The following is a 23,343-nucleotide window of genomic DNA, read 5'->3' on the forward strand; positions in this document are numbered from 1 at the left end:
GCGGCGGTTGCCTTATTCAATTTCCTGCAGGCGCGACAGGGCGTCTTGCAGCTTGGCTTCTTCCTCTTCGCGTAAGGCGAGGTTCTCGCGGGCCTCTGCCACCACCTCATCCGGCGCCGAGGCGACGAATTTGGGGTTCTTGAGCCGACCGCGCAGCCCGCCAAGTTCTTTGGCCAGTTTGCCGAGGTTTTTCTCCAGCCGCGCCTTTTCCGCGTCCACGTCGATGATATCGGCCAGGGGCAGGCCAAAGCTGGCACCGGGGGCGGCAACGCTGGCGCAGCCTTTGGGGAAGCTCTCCACCTGATCCAGGCTCACCACGCGGGCGAGTTTTTTGATCATGGTTTCGTTGGCCTCCCAGGCGGCGCGGGCAGCATCATCAAACTGGGTGACAACCATCGGGATTTTGGAGCCGGCAGGCACGTTCATCTGGGCGCGGGCCGAGCGGATGTTTTCAATGGTGGTGATGACCCAGGTCATTTCCGTATCCGCCGCCTCGTTGACCAGCTCCAGCCCATATGTGGGCCAGTCCTGATGCACCAGCATAGTGTCGCGCTTGGCGGTCTTGCCCCACAGCTCTTCGGTGATGAAGGGCATGATGGGGTGCAACAGCACCATACATTGATCCAGTACCCAGCCTAGGGTCTGGCGGGTCTCGGCAATCACGGCTTCATCTTCGGATCCAAACAGCGGCTTGGAGAGTTCGATATACCAGTCACAGACCTTGCCCCAGACAAAGGCATAAAGCGACAGCGCCGCATCGTTGAAGCGGTAAGCCTCAAGCGCGGCGTCGACCTCAACGCGGACCTTGGCGGTTTCGCCAATGATCCACTGGTTTACCGCCGCCTTCGCCTCGGGGCAGGAGTAGCCGGGTTTGGCCTCGTCATAGACCTCATTGAAATTGGCAAAGTTCACCGCGTTCCACAGTTTGGTGCCAAAGTTCCGGTAGCCGGCGATACGCTGCATATCCAGTTTCAGCACGCCACCCAAGGAGGCCATGGCCGCATTGGTAAAGCGCAGCGCATCGGCGCCGTATTCGTCGATGATTTCCAGCGGGTCAACGACGTTGCCGGTGGATTTGGACATCTTCTTGCCCTTGGCGTCGCGTACCAGCCCATGCAGGTAGACGGTGTCAAACGGGATGCGCTGCTCGACGGGGAGGTCCTGATCCAGAACCGCCATCTGCATCATCATCATCCGCGCGACCCAGAAAAACAGGATGTCCTGACCGGTGACCAATGTGGAGGTTGGGAAGTACTTCGAGGTTTCCTCGGTCCACTCGGGCCAGCCCAGGGTGCCAATCGGCCAAAGGCCAGAAGAGAACCAGGTGTCCAGCACGTCGGGGTCGCGGGTCAGAGAAACTGTCGAACTACCTTCGGTGTCACCTTCATTTTCGTACATTGTCATGTACTCGAATTCAGTTCCCTCTGCGTCAACGGAAACAGTTGCGCTCTCACCGTAGTAAGCCTGCGCGAGTGCAATTGCTTCTTCTTCTGTCGCCCCACAGAAAGTTCTTGAAGTGCCTTTGTAGTTGTCGAAATCTTCCAGAGCATCTTTGGTCGGACCATACCAAACCGGGATCTGGTGGCCCCACCACAGCTGGCGCGAGATGCACCAGGGCTCGATGTTTTCCAGCCAGTGATAATAGGTCTTCTCGCCGCTCTCAGGCAGGATCTTGACGGTGCCGTCTTTCACCGCGTCCAGCGCCGGGCCGACGATCTTGTCGGTCTCAACAAACCACTGGTCGGTCAGCATCGGCTCGATCACCACTTTGGAGCGGTCGCCAAAGGGCTGCATGATTGGCTTGGCCTCAACATAAGGCACGACCTCCGAGACCTCAGTCTCGTTGCCGTCCTCGTCTTTGACCGTTTTGGTCTCGGTGACCATCACGGCGAGACCTTCGGCGGTGATATCGGCCACCACGCGCTTGCGGGCCTCGAACCGATCCAAGCCACGATATTCTTCCGGCACCAGGTTCATCGCGGCGATTCTGGCCTCGGTGAATTCTGCCTCGCCATTGGCAATCGCCTGTGCGGTGGTGGCTTCCTCGACATAGGGCGCGCCGTCGCTGCGCATATTGGCCTTGGTGTCCATCAGGTTATACATCGGAATGCCGCCGCGCTTGGCGACCTGATAGTCGTTGAAATCATGCGCACCAGTGATTTTCACCGCGCCAGAGCCAAAGTCCTTATCCGGGTATTCGTCCGTGATGATCGGGATCAGGCGGCGCTGCGCCTTGGGACCAACGGGAATTTCGCAGAGCATACCAACGATGGGCGCGTAGCGTTCATCCGAGGGGTGCACCGCAACCGCGCCGTCACCCAGCATGGTTTCGGGACGTGTGGTGGCGATGGAGATATAGTCGCGCTCTTCCTCCAGCGTGACGTTGCCGTCCTCATCCTTCTCGACATAGGTATAGGTGGCACCATCTGCCAGGGGGTATTTGAAGTGCCACATATGGCCGGGGGTCTCGATGTTCTCGACCTCCAGATCCGAGATCGCGGTTTCAAAATGCGGGTCCCAGTTGACCAGGCGCTTGCCGCGATAGATCAGGCCTTTGTTGTACATCTCCACAAAAACCTTGATCACGGCATCGTGGAAATTGGGCGAGTTCTCGTGGCCCGTACGGGTGTCGCCAGCTGCGCCTGCCATGGTAAAGGCGGTGCGGTCAAAGTCGCAGGAGGCGCCAAGGCGTTTGAGCTGCTCAATGATGGTGCCGCCGGACTGCTCTTTCCATTCCCAGATCTTGGCCAGGAAGTCAGGGCGGCTAAAGTCGGTGCGTTTCTTGCCTTCTTTGGCCAGCTCGCGCTCCACCACCATTTGCGTCGCGATACCTGCGTGGTCACATCCCGGCTGCCACAGGGTGTCAAAGCCCTGCATGCGCTTCCAGCGGATCAGGATGTCCTGCAGCGTGTTGTTAAAAGCATGGCCCATGTGCAGAACGCCGGTGACGTTTGGCGGCGGGATCATGATGCAATAGGTCGAGGCCTCAGGCTTGGCATTGGCGCCTGCTTTAAAGCAGCCGGCCTCTTCCCAGGCTTTGTATAGGCGGCTTTCAGCTTCGGCCGCGTCGAATGTCTTGTCCAGTGCCATGAGGGTCGTCCTGCGTCGGTTGAATTCGGGTTGCTGCATCCAATAACGAATGGACAGGCAAAGGGAAAGCCATCGCTGGGTTTGCAGGTAAAAAGGCCAGCGCCTAGGGGGTGCGATCCAGCTTGGTGGCCAGATGGATCAGGCTCTCGGAGGAGCGCACGCCACGGGCCTCGCCAATGCGATCTATGGTCTGATCCAGCTCGGCTGTGGTCTGGGCCACCACCTGGGCCAAAAGATCAAACCGCCCGGAGGTGGTATGCACCACCTCAACCCCCGACAGGCTGCGCAGCCGCGACAGCACCTCGGGGCCAGAGCGCGGCTCGATCGAGATCAGCACCGTGGCCTGCAACGGCGGGCGCGTCGCCGCCGAGGCGCGCAGAGTATAGCCCTCAATCGCGCCGGTGGTTTCCAGCCGCTCAATCCGGGCCTGCACCGTGGTGCGGGCGAGCCCAAGCGCACGGGCAAGATCGGAGACCGGGCGGCGGGCGTTTTCTCGCAACAGGGTCAAAAGCTGCTGGTCAGTTTCGTCTGTTTTCATGCTGTGGCCTGCAATTTGCCGAAATTTTTCGTCACCCTAGTCGAAATGCCGGGGGATATCGACGCCAAAGCGACGGAAAATAAGCAAAACAATATGAGGCTTTACCAGATGCAGCAGATCCCCCCCCTATGGCTTGACCCTGAAACTCACCTGGCGCGACACAACCCGGATCACCCGATCCTTTATTTCTCGCCACGGGTGCTGCACCAGGTGGCGCAGCGGTTTCAGGCGGGTTTTGACGGGGTGGTCACCTATGCGGTCAAGGCCAACCCGCACCAGGCGGTGCTGTCGAATTTGGTGGCGGCCGGGATCTCGGCCTTTGACGTGGCCTCTCCGGCGGAGATGGCTGCCGTGCGCCTGGCCAGCCCTGACGCGGTGATGCATTACAACAACCCGGTGCGTTCTATGGCTGAAATCGCAGCGGGGATCTCTCAGGATGTGGCCAGCTGGTCGGTGGATGAGCAATCCGAGCTGGATAAGCTGGCCGCCGTGCCCCGTGACAAGGAAATCGCAGTGCGTTTTGCCCTGCCAGTAGAGGGCGCGGCCTATGATTTTGGCAGCAAATTTGGCGCAGCCCCGGATGAGGCCGTTGCCTTGCTGAAACGGGTCGCCGCTGAGGGCTGGACCCCGGCGCTGTGTTTTCATCCCGGCACCCAGTGTGAGGATGCTGCGGCCTGGGTTGAATACATCCATGCGGCCAAGCGCATAGTAGAGGCGGCGGGGGTGTCGATTGCCCGGCTGAATGTGGGGGGGGGCTTTGCCGCTAACCGCGATGGGGTGGCGCCGGATCTGGAGCGGGTCTTTACCGCCATCAAAGGCGCCGTGGTTGCGGCCTTTGGCGCCAACCACCCGCAGCTGATTTGCGAACCGGGTCGGGCGATGGTTTCTGAATCCTTCACCCTGGCGGCGCGGATCAAGGGCATGCGCCAAGGCGGCGAGAGGGTGTTCCTGAACGATGGGATCTACGGCGGTCTGGTTGATATCCGTGATATGGGGCTTCCGGGGCGGGTTGAGGTGGTCAGCGCCACCGGCAACCACCGGCAAGCGGTGCGTACTCCGCGGGTTGTCTTTGGCCCCACCTGTGACAGCCTGGATCGGCTGCCAGACGGTCTGCCGCTGCCGGCGGATACCCAGGCCGGGGATTATGTGCTGTTTCCGGGGTTGGGGGCCTATTCTTCCGCCATGAGCACCCAGTTCAATGGCTACGGGTTATCTGACGTGGCGACGGTGATCGAGCTCTCTGGACAAGCGCGCCACTAAGGCTAAGGTCCCCCTAAAGCACCAGCCAGCGCGAACAGGGGGCGAGCATGGAAAAATTTGGAAAGAGTCAGCCGGTCAAACGGGTCGAGGATGTGCGGTTTCTGACCGGGCATGGGAACTATATCGAAGACTGCGCCCCGGCAGGCGCACTGCGGGCCTGGGTGCTGCGCAGTCCGGTTGCCCATGGGGTAATCTCGACCCTGGATCTGGCAGAGGCCCGCGCCGCCGATGGGGTGCATATGGTGTTGACCCTGGCTGACCTGCAGGCGGCGGGGCTGACCACCACCATGGATGCCACCGTGGTCAAAAACCGCGATGACAGCGATGGGGCCGCCCCTGAACGCCACATGTTGGCCAATGGCCGGGTCCGTTTTGTCGGGGAACCCATTGCGGTGGTGATTGCCGACACGCTGGATCAGGCGCGGGACGCGGGTGAGCTGATTGAGCTGGATATCGACGATCTGCCGGTCAAGTTGGACCTGCAGGCCGGTGGCGAGCCGTTGCACCCAGAAGCGCCAACCAACAGTGCCTTTGACTGGGGCATGGGAGACGAGGCGGCCACACAAGCGGCCTTTGAGGCTGCGGCCCATACCGTGGCGCTGCAGGTGGATGACAACCGCATTATCGTCAACGCCATGGAGCCAAGGGGCTGTTTTGCCACCTGGGACGAGGGACGTTTGCATTTCACCTATGGGGGCCAGGGCGTCTGGGGGGCCAAAAGCCAGCTGGCGGCCAAGCTGCATCTGTCCGAGGAGGAAGTACATGTGGTGACGCCCGATGTGGGCGGTGGCTTTGGCATGAAGGCGATGACCTATCCGGTGTATTTTGTCGTCGCCCATGCCGCCAAGACGCTGGAAAAACCGGTGTTCTGGATGTCGGACCGCACCGAGGCGATGCTCAGCGACAACGGTGGCCGCGATCTCACCTCGCTGGCGGAACTGGCCTTTGACGCGGATCTGAAAATCACCGCTTACCGGGTGCAGACCCGCTGTAACCTTGGGGCCTATAATTCGCAGTTTGGTCAGCCGATCCAGACCCAGCTCTTCAGCCGGGTCCTGGCCGGGGTCTATGATATCAAAACCGCCTGGCTGCAGGTGGAAGGTATCTATACCAATACCACCCAGGTGGATGCCTATCGCGGCGCTGGGCGCCCCGAGGCGATTTATGTGCTGGAACGGGTGATGGACCGCGCCGCACGGGAGCTCGGGGTTGACCCGCTTGAGCTGCACCGTCGCAACTTTATTGCCCCGGGAAATTTCCCCTATGCCACGGTCACCGGCGAAAGCTATGATGTTGGCGATTTTTCTATGGTCCTGTCACGCGCCGAAGAAGAGGCCGATATTGCAGGGTTTGCGGCCCGTCGTGCCGCTGATGCAGAGGTCGGCAAACTGCGTGGTCTTGGTCTGTGTTACTATATCGAAAGCATTTTGGGCGACCCTTCAGAAGGCGCAGAAGTCGAATTTCTGGAGGATGGCCGGGTGAATATCTATGTTGGCACGCAGAGCAACGGGCAGGGGCATGAAACTGTCTATGCCCAGTTCCTCGCGGATCAGACTGGTATTCCGGCCGAGATGATCTCGACCATTCAGGGCGACAGTGACCGCATCGCCAAGGGCGGTGGCACCGGCGGGTCGCGTTCGGTGACCACCCAGGCCAATGCCACCTTGGCGACCGTGGATGTGATGGTTGCCGCCTTTAGCCCCTTCCTGGCAGAGGAAATGGGGGTTGAGGAAGAGGCGGTCAATTTTGACGGCGAGACGTTCCGGGCACCGGGGTCAAACCTGACGCCTTCGATGTTGGAAGTGGCAGAGATGGCCCGCGCGAAAGGCCGCATTGATTTGCTGCGTCACGCGGCGCGGGCGCAATTGCCGGGGCGCTCGTTTCCAAACGGGGCCCATCTCGCGGAAGTTGTGATCGACCCGGAGACCGGCACCTGCCATGTGGATCGTTATACCGTCGTTGATGATTTTGGTAACCTTATCAATCCTATGCTTGCCGAAGGTCAGGTGCATGGCGGTGTTGTGCAGGGGCTGGGCCAGGCGATGATGGAGCATGTGGTCTATGATGATGAGGGGCAGCTGCTCACGGCAACGTTTATGGACTACGCCTTGCCGCGCGCCGGTGACGTTCCCATGATTGGGTTTACCTCTGAGCCGGTGCCTTCGACCCAAAACCCGATGGGGATGAAGGGCTGCGGCGAGGCCGGGACAGTTGGCGCCCTGGCGGCATTGGCCAATGCGGTCCAAGATGCCACCTGGGACAAGGGCTTGCGGCAAGTGGACATGCCGTTCACACCGCTGAAACTATGGGAAGCACTACGGAATGGGACTGAAGCAGCTTAGAAATCGCTTTCTCGGATGGCTCGGGCGCCCCTTGCGCTCGGAACATTCCGGTGAGGCCAAGCTGCGGGGGCCGCAGGCCCATGTGATCATTCTAGATGGCACCATGTCGACGCTGGAACCGGGGCATGAGACACATGCCGGCAGGCTCTATCAGATGTGCCGTGAAATGGGGGCTGAGGTTTCGGTCTTTTATGAAGCCGGGGTGCAGTGGACCGGTTGGGCCAGTGCACCGGATGTGATGATGGGGCGCGGTATCAACCGGCAGATCCGCCGTGCCTATGGCTATCTTGCCTCGCGCTATCGCCCTGGCGACCGCATCTACCTGTTGGGCTATTCCCGTGGCGCCTATGCGGTGCGCTCGTTAGCGGGGGTGATCGGCGAGGTCGGCCTGTTGAAGGCGGAACATGCCACCGTGCGCAATATTCGCACCGCCTACCGCCATTACCAGCAGGCCGGATCGCCAGAGGTGGCGCAGGCCTTTCGCCGGGCGCATTGTCACAGCGAGACCAAAATAGAGATGATCGGCGTCTGGGACACGGTCAAGGCCCTGGGGCTGCGGCTGCCCCTGCTGTGGCGCTGGGCTGAAAGCCGCCATGCCTTTCACAACCATGAACTGGGTCCGCATGTAAAGCATGGCTACCATGCCCTAGCGCTGGACGAGACCCGCGATGTGTTCAAACCGGTGCTTTGGACCTGCCCGGAGGGCTGGAATGGTCGTATCGAACAGGTCTGGTTTCACGGGGCGCATGGCGATATTGGCGGCCAGCTTGCTGGCTTTGAGGAGGCGCGCCCCCTGTCCAATTTGCCGTTGGTCTGGATGTTGGAAAAGGCGGAGGACTGTGGCCTCGCCCTGCCGCAAGACTGGCGTATGCGTTTTCCGGTCGATCCCAAAGCGCCCTCGATCGGCACCTGGAGGGGCTGGGGCAAGATCTTTTTGCTGCGCAGCAGACGGCAGGTGGGATTGGACCCCAGTGAGCGGTTGCACAGCAGCGTTCAGGGCCGGGTGATGCAGCAGAAATCTGCGGGCTGGTTTGCCGGGCTGACAGGCAATGCGCCTTCAGCGCCGCGCCAATAGCCAGGGTCTTTGGCCTCCGCAGTTAAAGTCCCTGGTGGCTATTGTGGTAGAGTGGCAACTACAGCGCCAAGCGCTCAGGCTTTGCTGCCAAAGACATTCATCACGATACAGGTGGTTGACCCCGTGGCGTAGAGCTTGCCATCCTTGACGCCGCGGATCTCGCCATGGGCCACCCCGGTGGAGCGCCCAACATGATCAATCACCCCGACGCAATCCACAGTGGTGCCCAGGGGAATGGATTTTAGGATATTGATCTTATATTCCAAGGTTGTATAGGCGGAGCCTTTGGGGACGGCCGTCATCACAGCGCAGGCCATGGCACTGTCGAGCAGCGTTCCGTACCAGCCACCATGCACCGTCCCCATTGGATTGGTGACTTCGAATTCCGGGGTGCCACGAAACACCGCGCGCCCCTCTGAGACTTCGTGCAGGGTATAACCCAGTTGTGCCCCGATTGGGGGGCCGGGCAGGCGCCCTTCCAGTATGCCCTGCATGAACTCAAGCCCGGAAAACTGAACAACCTGATCCATCGGCAACAGATCGGCTGGGGATTTTGCAACTGCCATGTCAGGGCCCTTTTTGTGCGAATTCCAAAGACGCACCCAAGGCGCCTCTTGAGTGAGGTGCCTTTAGTGCGTTCCTTTTTGGAATTACCTTAAAGGCCGGACCTGCAACAAGCTTTACGCTACGTTCTCCAAAGAGATGTTCGGCGTTAGGCCAAGCGCAAAGCAGACATCGCGGGTCAGTTCCGGACGGTTGAGCGTATAGAAATGCAGCTTCTTCACGCCCTCATCCAGCAGATCAGAGCACAGTTCGCTGCAAATGGCGGTGGCCAGCAGGTCTTCGCGGTCATCGCGGGCGGCCTTTGCAAAGGCGTCATCCACCCAGGCGGGGATCACGGTGCCGCAGCGTTTGGCAAAGTTACGCGCACCTTTCCAGTTTTCAATTGGCAGAATGCCGGGAACCAGCTTGTCGCCGTCAATGCCCGCCTTGGCGCAGGCATCGCGGAAGCGCAGGAAGGTCTCGGGCTCAAAGAAGAACTGAGTGAGCGCCTCATCGGCGCCGGCGTCCAGCTTGCGCTTGAGCCAATCAACATCCGCCTGCGCATTGGCTGCCTCGGGGTGGGGATCTGGGTAGGCACCGACGCGTAGGGTAAATTTGCCGGTTGCCGCCAGGGCTTCGATCAGTTCAACCGAATTGGCAAAACCATCGGGATGGGGCACAAACTGGCTGCTGCCCTTAGGAGGGTCGCCGCGCAGGGCGACAATTTCACTGACACCAGCGTCGGCAAAGGTCTCGGCGATCTCCAGTGTTTCGGCCCGGCTGGCATCGACGCAGGTCAGATGCGCCGCCACGTTGAGCCCAGAGCTGCTATGGAGGGTTTTTACCGCATCCCGTGTCAGATCCCGTGTGGTGCCGCCGGCGCCGTAGGTGACGGATACAAAACGCGGATCAAGTGGAGCCAGGGTCTGCACGGTGTCCCATAGACGAAATGAGGCCTCCAGCGACTGCGGCGGGAAAAACTCAAATGAAATCTCAGGGCTGGTCATGACTTTGCTCTCCGTTTGATTTCGCTCTTGTTGCATGTGCAGCATTGTGAAACAATTTCATAATTCTCAAGAACAACATGAGCTGAGCTATAGTTATGCATATCGAGTTTCGCCACCTGCGCACCATCAAGGCCATTCACGAGGCCGGAGGTCTGGCGCGGGCTGCTGATCAGCTCAACATTACCCAAAGCGCTTTGAGCCATCAAATCAAGGGTTTGGAGGATCAAGCCGGGGTAGAGCTGTTTCTGCGCCGCTCCAAGCCGATGAAGCTGTCGGCGGCGGGGCTGCGGTTGCTGCGCCTGGCGGAACAGGTGTTGCCCCAGGTCGAAGCAACCCAGGCGGAGTTTTCCTCATTGCGCGATGGCCATGCGGGACGGATGCATATCGCCATTGAATGCCACGCTTGTTTTGAGTGGCTGTTCCCGGTGCTTGAGGCCTTTCGCAAAAGCTGGTCCGATGTGGATGTGGACATTCGTCCGGGCCTCGCTTTTGACGCTTTGCCCGCGCTGCAAAAGGAGGAGGTGGATCTGGTGGTCTCGTCGGATCCTGAGGACATTCCCGGCGTCGATTTTATCGAACTTTTTGACTACAAGGCGGTTTTTGTCGCTTCGGCACAGCACCCGCTGGCCCAGAAAACCTATGTTGAGGCAGAGGATTTTATCGGCCAAACGCTGATCACCTATCCGGTCGAGAAGTCGCGCCTGGATGTGTTCAGCCAGTTGCTGACCCCGGCGCGGGTTGAACCGGAAAGCATTCGCCAGGTAGAGCTGACGGCAGTCATCCTGCTGTTGGTGGCCTCGAACCGGGGTATCACGGTGCTGCCGGACTGGGTGGTGCGCGAGGTGAAATACTCGTCTGATTATGTCACCCGGCCGCTGACTAAATCCGGCATCACCCGCCGCCTTTATGCGGCGATCCGCAGTGACGACCGGCAAAAGCCCTATATGCAGGAGCTGATCCGCCTGGCCAAGGTCGAGGCGCGCAAACTGCAGCAGCAGTAGGCAACGGGTCGGCAGTGTGAGGAAATGTAGACATGCACAGGTTCGATCTGAATGCGAAATTTAGCGCAATAGGAAGTGAAACTTCAGAAACGAGGATCGGCGAGATCTACCAGGTTCGGGGCAGCCGGGGCGGGTCTGGTTCTGGTTCTGTTTCTACCCCGATTGCCAAGTATTTTGTATGGCGGCCAGAATACATCGAAGGCGCGGCGCCCCATTGGCGTATCGACTGCTATTTCAAGAAACACAAGCTGGCAGGGGATCCCAAAACACTGTCGCGGTTGCTTTCCAACAATATGCAAAATGCAGGGCTCTGCGATACGCCAATTTGGGTATCGTGGCATAGAAGTGATGAAATCAGTGGTGAAAGCATCGGCACTTTGTTTACCGACGACTAACTGACACATCAGTTTTTAGTGTGGTCTACTAACTAAAAAGGGCCCCAGATCCGCTGATCCTCTGAGGCCCTTTACTTTCATCATCGCGGCTATCTATTACACCAGCTTGACGATCTGCTTGCCGGTATTGCCACCCTTGAGCATCGCCATAAAGGCGGTTGGGGCGTTTTCCAGACCTTCGGCGATGTCTTCCACAAAGCGGAGCTCGCCTTTGGCCACCATTGGGCCAACTTCCTTGAGGAACTCCGGGTAGCGGTCAAAATGGTTGGAGATGATAAAGCCGTTTACCGACAGGAACTTCACCAGCACATTGCGCCAGATGTTGGGGCCGGTGAGGGCCGCATCGCTGGCGCCTTCGCCCAGACCGCCGGCGTTGTACCAGGCGATCATGCCGCAGATTGGAATGCGGCCATGGGGGTTCATCATCGGCAGTACCGCCTCCAAAACCTTGCCGCCAACGTTTTCAAAATAGATGTCGATACCTTTGGGGCAGGCCTCTTTCAGATCCTTGCGCAGGGCGCGGGCATCCGCATAGGCGCGGTGATCCAGGCAGGCGTCAAAGCCAAAGGTTTCGACCGCCATTTTGCACTTTTCCGCGCCTCCAGCGATGCCGACAACACGCAGCCCTGCCTTTTTGGCCAGTTGCCCCACCATGGATCCAACCGGGCCAGTTGCCGCCGCCACAACAAGGGTTTCCCCCGCCTGGGGGCGGCCGTAAGCGGATAAGCCATGCCATCCGGTAAACCCGGGCATGCCCAAAACGCCAAGCGCAGCAGTGATCGGCCCCTGACTTGGATCCAGCTTGCGCAGCTCACGCGCGGGCAGGCAGCCATGGCTGGCCCAGCCAAACATACCAAAGGCAAAATCGCCAACCTGAAAATGGGGGCTGTTTGATGCGATGACCTCGCCAACGGCGCCGGCTTCCATGCGGCCGCCGATTGGCACTGGGGCGGCGTAGGATTTGGCGTCATCCATACGTCCCCGCATATAGGGGTCCAGTGACATATAGTGAACTTTTACAACTACTTCCCCGTCACCCGGAGTGGGCAGGGGGCTTGTTTCCAGTCGAAAATTTTCAGGCGTTGGTTCCGCCTCGGGGCGGCTTGCCAAAACGATTTCTTGCATTTCTGTGCTCATCTCTCTCTCCCTGTTGTGGCCCATCGCTCAGCGTGGTCTGCGGTGGGTTTTACTGAACTGTGTCGTTCAGTTTGGCCTTTGACAACCGTTGCACAGATATGACCCTGCGGAAAACCCAGCGGCCCGAAGGGGGAGGGGTATTTACCTGATGCTGCATTCACCCTTGGCAAATGCGACACTGGGGCGTATAGGCACGCATTGACCGACATCTCCCCGCATTCAACAGGATCCAGCAAACATGATTGGCAGCGCAAACCTTAATGTGATGATCAAAGCCGCCCGCAAGGCTGGCCGTTCCCTGGTGAAGGATTTCCAGGAAGTGGAAAACCTGCAGGTCTCGCGCAAGGGCGCTGGCGACTTTGTCTCCAAGGCCGATATCGCCGCCGAGAAGATCCTGAAGGATGAGCTGATGGGCGCCCGCCCGACCTATGGTTGGCTGGCCGAAGAAGGTGGCGAAACCCCCGGCGAGGATCCAACCCGTCGCTGGATTGTGGATCCGCTGGATGGCACCACCAACTTTCTGCATGGTCTGCCGCACTGGGCGATCTCCATCGCGCTGGAGCACAAGGGCAACATCGTTTCCGGGGTGATCTATGACCCCGCCAAGGATGAGATGTTCTTTGCCGAAAAAGGCACTGGCGCCTGGATGAACGAGACCCGCATCCGGGTTTCTGCCCGTCATCGCATGATTGAATCCATTTTTGCCACTGGCCTGCCTTTTGCGGGCCGGGCCGATCTGCCAGAAACCCTGAAGGATCTGGCGCGGCTTTTGCCTGCAACCGCTGGCGTGCGCCGCTTTGGTTCGGCAGCACTGGACATGGCCTATGTGGCCGCGGGCCGCTACGAGGGCTTTTGGGAGCGTCGCCTGCATTCCTGGGATCTGGCAGCGGGTATCATCATCGTGAAAGAGGCCGGCGGTCTGGCAGAATCCATGGACCCAGAGGCAAGCATTGTTGAGAGCGGCGAAGTGATCTGCGCCAACGAGCCGATCTTTGAAAGTTTTGCCAAGGTGGTCCGGGGCTAACCCAGATCTGAAGTCAGCGAGAACGATAAAAACGCGGCCCCTTTGGTCGCGTTTTTTGTTGCGTGGCGTTGTGTGTGCCAGTCGCGGCATCCTCGTCAACGCCCTGTACCTCCCCCCCCTGTATCTGCCTCATGGCGCAGATGCGGCCGCCGGTGCTCAGGCCTGCTGATCCGCAGGGTGGTTTACCCCGTCATTCCAGGGAATTTCGCCATGGCTCTGCGCATGGGTTCTGGGATTGGCCCCGTCGATGCAGCCCAGGTTGACCCCGCATTCATTCGGATCAGAGCGGCGTTGATGATGGGTGTAGATGCCGCAGGTCTTGCAGAAGTAGTGCTTGGCCGTTCCGGTGCCCCAGGTGTAGAGGCTCAGGTTTTTGCCGCCGTTGTGCACCTTTAGCGTACTGGTCAGCGCCGTTACCGCAGCAGCGCCCCGACGGCGACAAAAGGAACAGTCACAACGGGCCGCAGAGCCCAGCCCCTGCGGGAATTCGGCGCTCAAAACGACTGCGCCACAATGGCAGCTTGCGGTGAGTGTAACCACTTGGCTCTCCTTCATTTCCCCCAGGGGCCGGGATGTGTTCGGTTTGGGTTTTTCTTTTTGCGCGGCAGGCGCGGCACGCGGGTGACACTATAGGTGTATTCGGTCTTGGGGTTCGGTGGTGACCCCGCTGTTCGTTCCCAATACTTTGGACCGCCGCGGCGCAGCCAAAGGGGAAGCACCAGCACCAGACCCACCGCAAAGCCACCTGCATGGGCCCAATAGGCGACACCGCCCTCATCAGGGTTCGAGCCAAAGCCACCAAAGATCTGCAAGGCCAGCCAAAGCCCCAGCATCAGTGCGGCCGGCACCGTGATAACGCGGAAAAACACGATCAGGATCAGCAGTATATCGACGCGCGCCTTGGGAAACAGCAGCAAATAGCCGCCCATGACCCCTGCAATGGCACCAGAGGCTCCGATGGTGGGCACCTGCGAGGTCGGGGCCGCCAGCACATGGATCAGCCCGGCGCCGACCCCACAGGCTAGGTAGAAGGCGAGAAAGGGCAAATGCCCCATCTCATCCTCTAAGTTGTCGCCAAAAATCCAGAGAAACAGCATATTGCCGCCCAGATGCATCAACCCGCCATGGATGAAGACCGATGTGAGCAGGGTGGAAGAGTTCTCACCACCTACAATCTGGGCGGGGATGATCGCATAGGCCTGATAGAACTGCATCAGCGCAGGCGGGTCGGCGCTGAGCCCCGAATACATCACAAAGGCCAGAATATTGGCCGCCATCAGGGTATAAACCACATAGGGGGTGCAGTTTGATGGGTTGTGGTCACGCAGTGGAAACATGGGGTGACGCTGGGCCGATTTTGGTCCAACGTCAAGGTCTTGTAGCGTTAAGGTCATCTTAACTTTCGCCGCCCAACAGGGCCGCATTACCACCTGCGGCGGTGGTATCGACGCAGACGTGGCGCTCTGCCAGAACCCGGGCGCGATCAGGGTGGCCTGGGATCAGCGGCAGGATTGGCCCCTGGCGTTTGGCCAGGGTGCGCTCAATCTCGCGGCCGGTGTCCTCATCGCCCCACCACAGCACGCCTGCAATACCCTGGATGAACTCCAGCCGATGTAGATCAAACATGCCGTGGGCCTCAATGGCGGTACCGCCCATGCCGATGACCTCTTTGGCCTGGGCCGCTGCGGCGGTGGCACCGGGCCCCATGCACAGCAATGGCGGGCGGGCCGAGGTGGTCAGCCGGTTGGACTCCCCCGTCGGCCCGGGCAGCGAGGTAGTGATGGGACGGCCAGGAACGCCAGTCTCACCGGGCAGATCTGCGGTGGTTGTCCCCCAGGTCTCGGGGGTGGTCTGGCGGTCTGGCGCGCAGAAGCGGGCCAGATAGTTCGGCCCCCCTGCCTTGGGGCCGGTGCCGGACAGGCCTTCGCCGCCAAAGGGTTGGCTGCCGACAATGGCGCCAATCTGGTTGCGGTTCACATAGATGTTGCCCGCGTGAATGCGGTCACAGACATGCTGCACCCGGTCATCAATGCGGGTATGCAAGCCAAAGGTCAGCCCATATCCGGTGGCATTGATGTCGTTGATGATCTTGTCCAGATCCTGGGATTTAAACCGCGCTACATGCAGAACCGGGCCAAAGATCTCTTGCTCCAGATCGCCGATGCCTGTGATCGAAATCAGGGTTGGCCCGACAAAGGTGCCGGCCTGCGGCGTGCTCATCTCCTTTAGCACCCGGCCTTCTGCACGGGCCTGATCGATATGGGCCAGAATGCCCGCACGGGCACCGGCATCAATCACCGGACCGCTGTCGACATTCAGGTGCCAGGGATCGCCAAGGTTCAGCACATCCATCGCGCCTTTGAGCATGGTCAACACGCCGTCGGCAACATCGTCCTGTAGATAGAGACAGCGCAGCGCCGAACAGCGCTGGCCTGCGGATTGAAAAGCGCTTTCAATGATCGACTGCACGGCCTGTTCGGGCAGGGCGGTGCTGTCGACGATCATCGCATTGAGCCCCCCGGTTTCGGCGATCAAAGGCGCGCCAGGGCGCAGGGTCTCGGCCATGGTGCTGCGGATCCGCATGGCGGTGGCGGTGGAGCCGGTAAAGGCAACGCCATCCACGCGGGCATCCCCAGTCAGGGCGGCACCAATTTTTGAACCTTGCCCTGGCAGCAATTGCAGGGCACTGCGCGGCACACCGGCCTCGTGCATCAGCGAAATGGCGCGATGGGCAATCAGCGGCGTCTGTTCTGCTGGTTTCGCCAGCACCGCGTTGCCACAGGCCAGCCCTGCAGAAATCTGCCCCGAGAAAATCGCCAGCGGAAAGTTCCATGGCGAGATACAGGTGAACACCCCGGCAGGGGCTGCTGCGGGGATGTTAGCGGCGTAATAGCGCATGAAATCCACCGCTTCGCGCAGCTCAGCCACCGCGTCTGGAATGCTCTTGCCGGCTTCGCGCGCCAGAATGGCAAAAAGCTCGCCAAAGTTTTCTTCATACAGATCCGCCGCCTTGTTCAGCGCCGCGGCCCGCTCAGCCGCAGGGGCATCCCAGGGCTGCGCGGCAGCGAGTGCCTGTTCCACATCCGCCGCACTGGCGGGGGTAACCTGCCCGACGGCGGTCAGATCAGAGGGGTTGATGACATCCTCAGCCGCCTCGGGAGCAGCATCACCGGCAATCAGCGGCGCCGCTTGCCAGCTGTGTGTGTGCCAGGGGGCGCGGGCCTGCTCAATCCGGGCAAGGGTGGGCGCGTGGCCCAGGTCAAAGCCTTTGGAATTGGGTCGTTCCGGGGCATAAAGCTCTGGCCCGGTTGGGATTTTATTGGCGCAGTCTGCAGCCTCGACAAAGGGGTCGGCGGCGACCACTTCGGGGGCTACATCTTCGTCAACGATCTGATTGACAAACGAGCTGTTGGCGCCGTTTTCCAGCAGGCGGCGCACCAGATAGGCCAACAGGTCACTATGGGCGCCAACAGGCGCATAGATGCGGCAACGGGTCTGGTTTTGCTCCAGCACCATGTTGTGCAGGGTTTCGCCCATGCCATGCAGGCGCTGGAATTCATAGGCCTCGGCATCGTCGGCCATATGCAGGATTGCGCTGACGGTATGGGCATTGTGGGTGGCAAACTGCGGATAGATCCGGTCGGTCATCTGCAACAGTTTGCGGGCATTGGCGATATAGGAAACATCGGTCAGGGCCTTGTTGGTGAAGACCGGAAAGCCATCGACACCTTCGACCTGCGCCAGCTTGATCTCAGTGTCCCAATAGGCGCCCTTGACCAGACGCACCATAAAGCGGCGGTCGTATTTTTCGGCCATCTCATAGAGCGCGTCAATTGCCAGGCCGGTGCGTGGCCCATAGGCCTGGACCACAACGCCAAAGCCTTCCCAACCGGCCAGCGATGGATCCGAGACCACGGCTTCGATCACTTCCAGTGACAGCGACAGGCGGTCGGCCTCTTCGGCGTCGATGTTGAGGCCCATCTTTGCGGATTTCGCCAGCAGCGCCAGCGCCTTGATGCGTGGCACCAGCTCTTCCATGACGCGGGCTTCCTGGGCTAGTTCATAGCGCGGGTGCAGGGCTGAGAGCTTGATCGAAATGCCGGGGTTTTTGCGGATGTCATCCTCCGTGCAGCCTGCCGCAATTGCCGAGATCGCCTTGGAATAGGCCAGGTGATAGCGCGCGGCATCGGCTTCGGTACGGGCGGCTTCCCCCAGCATGTCGTAGGAGTAGGTATAGCCCTTGGACTCCATCCCGGCGGCCCGCTTCATGGCCGCTTCAATGTTTTCCCCCAGCACAAACTGACGGCCCATTTCCTTCATTGCGCGGCCCACGGCAGTGCGGATCACTGGCTCGCCCAGACGTTTGATTGCGCCGCGCAGCGCCCCTACGGGGCTGCGGTCCTCATCCAGCACCCGGCCGGTCAGCATCAAGGCCCAGGTCGAGGCATTGACCAAAGACGAGGAGGAGCGACCCAGGTGTTTGCCCCAATCAGAAGGCGCGATCTTATCTTCGATCAGCGCATCAATGGTTTCGGCATCCGGCACCCGCAACAGGGCCTCGGCAAGGCACATCAGGGCAACACCCTCATCGGTGGAGAGGCCGTATTCCGCCAGGAAAACTTCCATCAGGCCCGGATTGGAATGGCCCCGGATGTCGCGCACCAATGTGGCCGCCTTGGCGCAGATCGCCGCGCGGTCCGCCGCATCCAGCGCTGCGGTCGTGCACAGCTGGGCGAACATCTTTTGTTGGTCGACATAGGTTCCGGCATCAATCCGGTCACGCAGTTTGCTGTGCTGGGTCATTCTGAGGCTCCAATTCTATAAGGAGGGCGTTTAGGCCAGATTATCGCTATTGTCGCAGGACAACAGACTTAAGATGGTGTAAATGTCAGGCTACTGATTGTATTTTTGGCTTTAGGGCGGTCCAAATGGATTTTTCAGACCTTGATCTCTTTGATCGAAAGATTCTCAACGTATTGGCTGAGGATGGGCGAATTTCCATTGCCGATCTGGCCCGACGCATTGGGTTGTCGAAATCTCCGACCCAGGCAAGGCTACGCCGACTGGAGAGCGCCGGGGTCATCACCGGATATCGTGCCCTGATTGATCCGATCCGTTTGGGACTGGATCACGTGGCCTTTGTGGAGGTCAAATTGGATGATACCCGCGAAGCAGCCCTGTCCAAGTTCAACGCGGCCGTGGTGAAGCTTCCGGAGATTGAGCAAGCCCATATGATGGCGTCGCATTTTGACTACCTTCTTAAGGTGCGCACGCGGTCAATGTCTGCCTACCGGCAGGTGTTGGGGGAAAAAATCTCCTCCCTGCCGCACGTGGCATCTACGTCGACCTATGTTGCGATGCAGGCGGTCAAGGAAGATGCGGTCATGGCCCCGGTCTGAGCGCCCCGTAATTTGGTTCGCCTGGCAGCTGCAAGGGGAAAAGGAGAGAGGCAAAAATGCACTTTTAGCCGATAAAACCGATTGTGCCTCAAGGTTTAGGCGGCTAGACCTTGGGACCAAGGCAAAGCCGAATACTGTGCCTCATTTGCGGGCGTGATGGAATGGTAGACATACCAGACTTAAAATCTGTTGGGCCTTGTGCCCGTGTGGGTTCGAGTCCCACCGCCCGCACCATCACTTAAACCGATACGAACGGTTTTGAACGTTTTTCCTCATAAAATAAGACTATTACAGGGTTTTGTGGATTGAGAAACTTCCCATAATGTGCAGGAATGTGTATTCGTTTACGCATATTTTTCGCACGGTGCGTAATCCATGGCGTCTATTCGTAAGCTCAAATCAGGATACCGGGCAGAGATTGCCCGTAGGGGTATGCGAAAGTCAAAGGTATTCCCGACAAAGCAAGAGGCCAAAGATTTTGCCAAGTGGCGGGACAACCGGTTGCAGAACGTCGCCCCGGCAAGCGTTATTCGAGAAATGCAGCTCATGTCTTCGGTTCTGACTGTTGCCAGGCGCGATTTGGAGCTGATTTCAATAAACCGGCTGTGCGATGTGCGAAAACCCGCAAAGCCCCAGCCGCGTGATCGATTGTCAACCTCTGCCGAGATTGAGGCGATGCAGTTCAGCGCTGGGAGGATCTGAGCAAGGCTACTGCGCGGGCTTTCGATGCGTTCAAATTTGCGATGAAGTGCGCCATGCGCGCGGGAGAAATCACAGGGTTGGAGTGGGACCGCGTCGATCTGGATCGCCGGGTGGCTCTGCTGACCCACACAAAGAGCGGCAGGCCGCGCGAGGTGCCTTTGTCGACCAGGGCCGTTGAGCTCATAAGAGCCTTGCCGGAATTGGGTCCCGTTTTTCATCTGTCATCTCGTCAGTTGGATGTGCTGTTCCGAAAGCTGCGGGATCGGGCAGGTGTGAAGGGACTGACTTTTCATGTTTCCCGCCATGCGGCCATTACAGCACTCTCAACCAAGCTAGATGTGTTGGCGCTTGCTCGAATGGTGGGGCACACAGATTTGCGGCAATTGCGGGTGTACTATAATGAAAGTGCCGAAGAGCTTGCCAAGCGCTTTGATTAGGCGTTTGAAATTTGGCTGACAGAGAGTCTGCTAAGCGCAGATAGTGACCTTTGCAAAGTTAAAGGCTTGCTGCGAAAGCGGACGTTGATGCCAAGCCTAGTGCAGGGAAAGATGTTGCCAACACGGATTCCCTGAGCTCTCTCTCTGCCTGCACTCGAAGCCAGTTTTTTTACTGATCTGATGTGGGAACCCTCGTTGCAGTGCAGTGTGCGATGAGCCCAGTATTTCAAACAAATATTTGTACGATTTCTTACACCTATGCCGGGTCCTTAGGATTTGTGGATATGGTGCAGGGCAAGTCAACTTTTAGGTGAGCAATATTGTTGACATGTATTTTTCAAGTTGCCAACTTGGCGCCAAGCACGAGTCTAAGGGATGTGGCCAGATCTTTCAGTAGTACCAATTTGAGAACACCATTTTGATTGGTTGTTTCAAATCCTCTGCGTAAGCGGCCCTGTGATCAAAGACCAACTAACACATTGTAATCTAGGTTTTATTGATGAGTGATTTTTCAGTGGTGCCCGACGGTACATCTTGGATGGTGAACCCCGAGTTGTTTGGTGACCAACGGCTGGCACAACACACAGTGTTGAGCGATGGCCGCATACTTATCGTCTGGTCCGGAACGGACATCAACGATGGCCTGTTGTATGATTATGACGCCTTTGGGGCCATCTTTGACTCACACGGTCAGATGACTGGAGAAGTTTTTCAAGTCAATACCTACACACAATCAGATCAGGTTTTACCAACTGTTGTCGCACTCGGCAACGGAGGTTTCGTGGCGACATGGCAGTCTTTCGGGCAGGATTCGTTCCTCGATACGCGCCATAATTCCCTCAATCAATACGGCATTTATCAACAGGTTTATAATTCTAGTGGAGAGAGGGTTGGGTCAGAAACGCTGGTAAACACTTCTGTTGACGGCCAGCAGGAAATCCCGACAACTCTAATTTTGCCGGATGGAGGCTACGTAACAATATGGAACCACTCCAATTACATTTCAGGTGAAAATTCTGGTTCGTCTGTTTCTTTTCAGGCGTTTAATGCAAATGGAGATGCTATTGGAACCGAAACATCGGTACCTTACATACCTGTAATTAATCCTGAAAACGGTGCGCCTTATGTCAACGGATACTTAGACGCTACGGTTCTCCATGACGGTACGGTAGCTTTGGTCAGGCCCGGCTCTGTGACCATTTTTGCAACAGATGGCACTCATGTCTCCGAGTTTGAATTGGTGGATGCAGGCTATGGTATGCAAATACTCGCACTAGCCGACGGGAACATACTTGTTGCGGTGACTGGAAAGGTCGGCGTCGGCTATGATATCGAAGCCACAATTTATGCACCTGATGGAACTGTGCTGATTCCTACCTTTACGGCCAACGAAACGGGTAACTATCGGAGCCAATACCTTGAACAGGTTCTGTTACTCCCAGACGGAAACGTCTTGTTCGTCTGGTATAACGGGTCCAACGAAAATCTTGAGGGGCGTGTCATCGGCCCTGACGGAACCCCAATTACCAGGGAGATCCAGTTAACTGCAGCTGGCCTTGATGCCCAGGATGCAGATGTCTCACTGACATTAGATGGCCGGATATTGGTGACTTATACGAATGCGCTAACCGATATTACCGATCTCGACAACGAAGTTTTCGCCCAGTTCTTTGACCTTTCCCTTCAACACACAAGCACTCATCTGAGTGATCAAAGTGATGTATTAGTCCTGGGTTCTGAGGATGACCGTGTGGATGCGGCTGCAGGGGATGACGCAGTCCAAGGGCAAGACGGCAATGACGTTCTTTTCGGTGGTTCCGGGAGTGACACGCTTGACGGTGGGTTGGGCAATGACATTCTGGATGGGTCCGAAGGAAACGACCACCTGATAGGCGGCGCAGGTGATGACCGATTAACCGGTGGCGATGGCAACGATACGCTGGTTGGTGGCGCAGGCAATGATGAGCTTTTTGGCGAGTTCGGAGACAGTACGATTCATGGCGGCGACGGGAATGATCTAATTGTTGCAGGCCATTTTGAGCTTGGAGGGCCTCCTGCAACCGAACATCATCTAGTTTTTGGGAATGCTGGCGACGATACAATCAGGGTGACAATTGGATCAGCTACGATCCACGGTGGCACCGGAGATGATGTTATCCGTGCAAGGGAAGGCCTTGTACAAGGTGGTGAGGGCAATGACCTCATTGAAGGCGGCAGCACTGTATTTGCGGGCGGCGGCGATGATACGGTTCTTGGTAGAAACTATGCTGATCTGCATGGAGGGGATGGATACGACCGTTTGGTTATAAATGGTGGTATTGTAAATGCCGCAACAAGTCAGCTTGGAGAAACTGAATTTCTAGAAATAGTCTATCATGGAGCCGTATCAGGCTTTGAAGAATACTATTTCAGAGCCATTCGTGAACATAGATCATTTTATGGCGGTGATGCGGGCGAAATCGTAACTTGGGAAACCGGGTATTTTACCGCGGAAGGCGGCGGCGGAAATGATTTGTTCCTGGCTGCTGATCGAGGTGTGAAGTTACCAAGAAATATCCTGCCTGCGGATGTTTCAATCAAAGGCGACGCAGGGAGTGACACCATCCTTGGAGGTTTCGCTCAGGATGTGTTTGAAGGTGGCGGCGGCAATGACTTGATTGATGGTGGGCGTTCACGAGACTGGATTAGTGGCGGGGCGGGAAACGACACGCTCACAGGTGGTAGAGGTGCAGATAGATTCGTATTGGGGAGTTCTTCTGCGGTTGATGGAACCGATGTTATCACCGATTTCAAAGTCGGCGAGGATCAGCTTGATATTTCTATTCTTATCAATGGTGTCGGCGGATCAATTTTGAGCGAAGCTCAAGTTGAAAATGCATTTAGAGAGGCCATAAATACTGACTTAGGCGCACTGGTTGACTTTGGGAATGGTACTTCGGTGGTTTTCCAGGGCCTTAACTCAAACGAGGTCGCGGCACTTTACCCCGACGCATTGGCCGGCCCCAAGACACGCTTTGGTACCGCTGGTGACGATCATCGATATTTCACAGACCTTTACGGTGACGGTATTCTATTCTTTGGTAGAGGCGGTAATGACCTGGTAAATGGGGCTTCAGGTGATGACACATTGAACGGTGGGCTTGGTAACGACAGTCTTTATGGAGGTTCGGGTAATGACTCTCTCTCCGGAGGTCGTGGTGACGATCAACTCAGAGTCTTGACCGGTTCTAACACCTTGTTCGGCAACAATGGAAGGTTGTGTCTCGAATCTGGTGGAAATTCTCTGGCGGCGTTCTCCGAGCATGTGGATTTGGGCCTGATCAGGCCGCGAGGTCAAGTCTGATCGGGGCGATGGGCTGAGCCAAGGTTTCCCAGCCATCGACCTTTCGCATC

General features: G+C 58.1%; 17 protein-coding genes and 1 tRNA gene. 10 read left to right on the forward strand and 8 right to left on the reverse strand.

All coding sequences use genetic code 11. The features are described 5' to 3' along the window. Positions 1 to 12: 12 nt before the first annotated feature. Positions 13 to 3,090, reverse strand: coding sequence for a valine--tRNA ligase (locus QZ268_RS04640; RefSeq protein ID WP_295448743.1), 3,078 nt, complete (start codon positions 3,088 to 3,090; stop codon positions 13 to 15). A 103-nt stretch (positions 3,091 to 3,193) separates the two neighbouring features. Then, positions 3,194 to 3,628: an AsnC family transcriptional regulator gene (locus QZ268_RS04645; RefSeq protein WP_295448746.1), complete on the reverse strand. Its 435-nt coding sequence runs from the start codon at positions 3,626 to 3,628 to the stop codon at positions 3,194 to 3,196. A 108-nt stretch (positions 3,629 to 3,736) separates the two neighbouring features. Here QZ268_RS04645 and QZ268_RS04650 point away from each other — a divergent pair, with 108 nt between their 5' ends. Genes QZ268_RS04650 through QZ268_RS04660 form a run of 3 tightly spaced genes read left to right on the forward strand, consistent with a single transcriptional unit; the run spans position 3,737 to position 8,305 of the window. Continuing rightward, positions 3,737 to 4,888 carry a type III PLP-dependent enzyme gene (locus tag QZ268_RS04650; protein WP_295448751.1) on the forward strand — a complete coding sequence of 384 codons (1,152 nt, stop codon included), beginning with the start codon at positions 3,737 to 3,739 and terminating at the stop codon, positions 4,886 to 4,888. 47 nt (positions 4,889 to 4,935) lie between these two features. Next, a complete protein-coding gene (locus QZ268_RS04655) occupies positions 4,936 to 7,230 on the forward strand; it encodes a xanthine dehydrogenase family protein molybdopterin-binding subunit (protein WP_295448754.1) in 2,295 nt (764 codons plus the stop codon). After that, positions 7,211 to 8,305, forward strand: coding sequence for a DUF2235 domain-containing protein (locus tag QZ268_RS04660; protein WP_295448756.1), 1,095 nt, complete (start codon positions 7,211 to 7,213; stop codon positions 8,303 to 8,305). Before QZ268_RS04655 ends, QZ268_RS04660 begins: the two co-directional genes overlap by 20 nt. A 74-nt stretch (positions 8,306 to 8,379) precedes the next feature. Here the strand turns inward: QZ268_RS04660 and QZ268_RS04665 are convergent, their stop codons facing one another. Next, a complete protein-coding gene (locus QZ268_RS04665) occupies positions 8,380 to 8,871 on the reverse strand; it encodes a PaaI family thioesterase (RefSeq protein ID WP_295448759.1) in 492 nt (163 codons plus the stop codon). 114 nt (positions 8,872 to 8,985) lie between these two features. Further along, positions 8,986 to 9,855 carry a methylenetetrahydrofolate reductase [NAD(P)H] gene (metF, locus tag QZ268_RS04670; protein ID WP_295448762.1) on the reverse strand — a complete coding sequence of 290 codons (870 nt, stop codon included), beginning with the start codon at positions 9,853 to 9,855 and terminating at the stop codon, positions 8,986 to 8,988. 95 nt (positions 9,856 to 9,950) lie between these two features. On the opposite strand from metF, the gene QZ268_RS04675 reads away from it, so the two are divergent. Further along, the gene (locus QZ268_RS04675; RefSeq protein WP_295448765.1) at positions 9,951 to 10,856 is read left to right on the forward strand and encodes a LysR family transcriptional regulator; all 906 of its coding nucleotides are present in this window, start codon (positions 9,951 to 9,953) and stop codon (positions 10,854 to 10,856) included. A 32-nt stretch (positions 10,857 to 10,888) separates the two neighbouring features. Then, positions 10,889 to 11,251, forward strand: coding sequence for a hypothetical protein (locus QZ268_RS04680; RefSeq protein WP_295448769.1), 363 nt, complete (start codon positions 10,889 to 10,891; stop codon positions 11,249 to 11,251). Positions 11,252 to 11,347: 96 nt separating this feature from the next. On the opposite strand, the gene QZ268_RS04685 is transcribed toward QZ268_RS04680, so the two are convergent. Then, positions 11,348 to 12,388 carry an NADP-dependent oxidoreductase gene (locus tag QZ268_RS04685; RefSeq protein ID WP_295448771.1) on the reverse strand — a complete coding sequence of 347 codons (1,041 nt, stop codon included), beginning with the start codon at positions 12,386 to 12,388 and terminating at the stop codon, positions 11,348 to 11,350. 238 nt (positions 12,389 to 12,626) lie between these two features. Between QZ268_RS04685 and QZ268_RS04690 the strand changes: the two genes are divergently transcribed. Beyond that, positions 12,627 to 13,412: an inositol monophosphatase family protein gene (locus QZ268_RS04690; protein ID WP_295448774.1), complete on the forward strand. Its 786-nt coding sequence runs from the start codon at positions 12,627 to 12,629 to the stop codon at positions 13,410 to 13,412. A 156-nt stretch (positions 13,413 to 13,568) separates the two neighbouring features. On the opposite strand, the gene QZ268_RS04695 is transcribed toward QZ268_RS04690, so the two are convergent. The 3 genes from QZ268_RS04695 to putA are packed head-to-tail and all read right to left on the reverse strand — an operon-like array spanning position 13,569 to position 18,215. Further along, positions 13,569 to 13,952: a GFA family protein gene (locus QZ268_RS04695; protein ID WP_295448777.1), complete on the reverse strand. Its 384-nt coding sequence runs from the start codon at positions 13,950 to 13,952 to the stop codon at positions 13,569 to 13,571. An 11-nt stretch (positions 13,953 to 13,963) separates the two neighbouring features. After that, positions 13,964 to 14,749: a rhomboid family intramembrane serine protease gene (locus tag QZ268_RS04700; RefSeq protein WP_295448798.1), complete on the reverse strand. Its 786-nt coding sequence runs from the start codon at positions 14,747 to 14,749 to the stop codon at positions 13,964 to 13,966. A 58-nt stretch (positions 14,750 to 14,807) separates the two neighbouring features. Beyond that, on the reverse strand, positions 14,808 to 18,215 hold the full coding sequence (putA, locus tag QZ268_RS04705) for a bifunctional proline dehydrogenase/L-glutamate gamma-semialdehyde dehydrogenase PutA (RefSeq protein ID WP_295448780.1): 3,408 nt from the start codon (positions 18,213 to 18,215) through the stop codon (positions 14,808 to 14,810). 125 nt (positions 18,216 to 18,340) lie between these two features. Between putA and QZ268_RS04710 the strand changes: the two genes are divergently transcribed. The 4 genes from QZ268_RS04710 (at position 18,341) to QZ268_RS04725 (ending at position 23,293) form a co-directional block, all read left to right on the forward strand. Next, positions 18,341 to 18,811: an Lrp/AsnC family transcriptional regulator gene (locus QZ268_RS04710; protein ID WP_295448783.1), complete on the forward strand. Its 471-nt coding sequence runs from the start codon at positions 18,341 to 18,343 to the stop codon at positions 18,809 to 18,811. 147 nt (positions 18,812 to 18,958) lie between these two features. Further along, positions 18,959 to 19,045: transfer RNA gene (locus QZ268_RS04715), tRNA-Leu, on the forward strand. Between the two features lie 521 nt (positions 19,046 to 19,566). Further along, positions 19,567 to 19,950, forward strand: coding sequence for a site-specific integrase (locus QZ268_RS04720; protein WP_295448786.1), 384 nt, complete (start codon positions 19,567 to 19,569; stop codon positions 19,948 to 19,950). Positions 19,951 to 20,449: 499 nt separating this feature from the next. Next, on the forward strand, positions 20,450 to 23,293 hold the full coding sequence (locus QZ268_RS04725; RefSeq protein ID WP_295448789.1) for a calcium-binding protein: 2,844 nt from the start codon (positions 20,450 to 20,452) through the stop codon (positions 23,291 to 23,293). Positions 23,294 to 23,343: the final 50 nt, after the last annotated feature.

The organism is uncultured Pseudophaeobacter sp. (genome assembly GCA_905479575.1).
Classification (GTDB): domain Bacteria; phylum Pseudomonadota; class Alphaproteobacteria; order Rhodobacterales; family Rhodobacteraceae; genus Pseudophaeobacter.

Bases quoted from the DNA above. Each gene is read 5' to 3' on its own strand.
- QZ268_RS04685 (WP_295448771.1), bottom strand. From the start codon at position 12,388: ATGAGCACAGAAATGCAAGAAATCGTTTTGGCAAGCCGCCCCGAGGCG.
- QZ268_RS04720 (WP_295448786.1), top strand. From the start codon at position 19,567: ATGCGCGCGGGAGAAATCACAGGGTTGGAGTGGGACCGCGTCGATCTG.
- QZ268_RS04690 (WP_295448774.1), top strand. From the start codon at position 12,627: ATGATTGGCAGCGCAAACCTTAATGTGATGATCAAAGCCGCCCGCAAG.
- QZ268_RS04710 (WP_295448783.1), top strand. From the start codon at position 18,341: ATGGATTTTTCAGACCTTGATCTCTTTGATCGAAAGATTCTCAACGTA.
- QZ268_RS04655 (WP_295448754.1), top strand. From the start codon at position 4,936: ATGGAAAAATTTGGAAAGAGTCAGCCGGTCAAACGGGTCGAGGATGTG.
- QZ268_RS04665 (WP_295448759.1), bottom strand. From the start codon at position 8,871: ATGGCAGTTGCAAAATCCCCAGCCGATCTGTTGCCGATGGATCAGGTT.
- QZ268_RS04645 (WP_295448746.1), bottom strand. From the start codon at position 3,628: ATGAAAACAGACGAAACTGACCAGCAGCTTTTGACCCTGTTGCGAGAA.
- QZ268_RS04725 (WP_295448789.1), top strand. From the start codon at position 20,450: ATGAGTGATTTTTCAGTGGTGCCCGACGGTACATCTTGGATGGTGAAC.
- QZ268_RS04660 (WP_295448756.1), top strand. From the start codon at position 7,211: ATGGGACTGAAGCAGCTTAGAAATCGCTTTCTCGGATGGCTCGGGCGC.
- QZ268_RS04675 (WP_295448765.1), top strand. From the start codon at position 9,951: ATGCATATCGAGTTTCGCCACCTGCGCACCATCAAGGCCATTCACGAG.
- QZ268_RS04680 (WP_295448769.1), top strand. From the start codon at position 10,889: ATGCACAGGTTCGATCTGAATGCGAAATTTAGCGCAATAGGAAGTGAA.
- QZ268_RS04650 (WP_295448751.1), top strand. From the start codon at position 3,737: ATGCAGCAGATCCCCCCCCTATGGCTTGACCCTGAAACTCACCTGGCG.
- QZ268_RS04700 (WP_295448798.1), bottom strand. From the start codon at position 14,749: ATGTTTCCACTGCGTGACCACAACCCATCAAACTGCACCCCCTATGTG.
- putA (WP_295448780.1), bottom strand. From the start codon at position 18,215: ATGACCCAGCACAGCAAACTGCGTGACCGGATTGATGCCGGAACCTAT.
- metF (WP_295448762.1), bottom strand. From the start codon at position 9,855: ATGACCAGCCCTGAGATTTCATTTGAGTTTTTCCCGCCGCAGTCGCTG.
- QZ268_RS04640 (WP_295448743.1), bottom strand. From the start codon at position 3,090: ATGGCACTGGACAAGACATTCGACGCGGCCGAAGCTGAAAGCCGCCTA.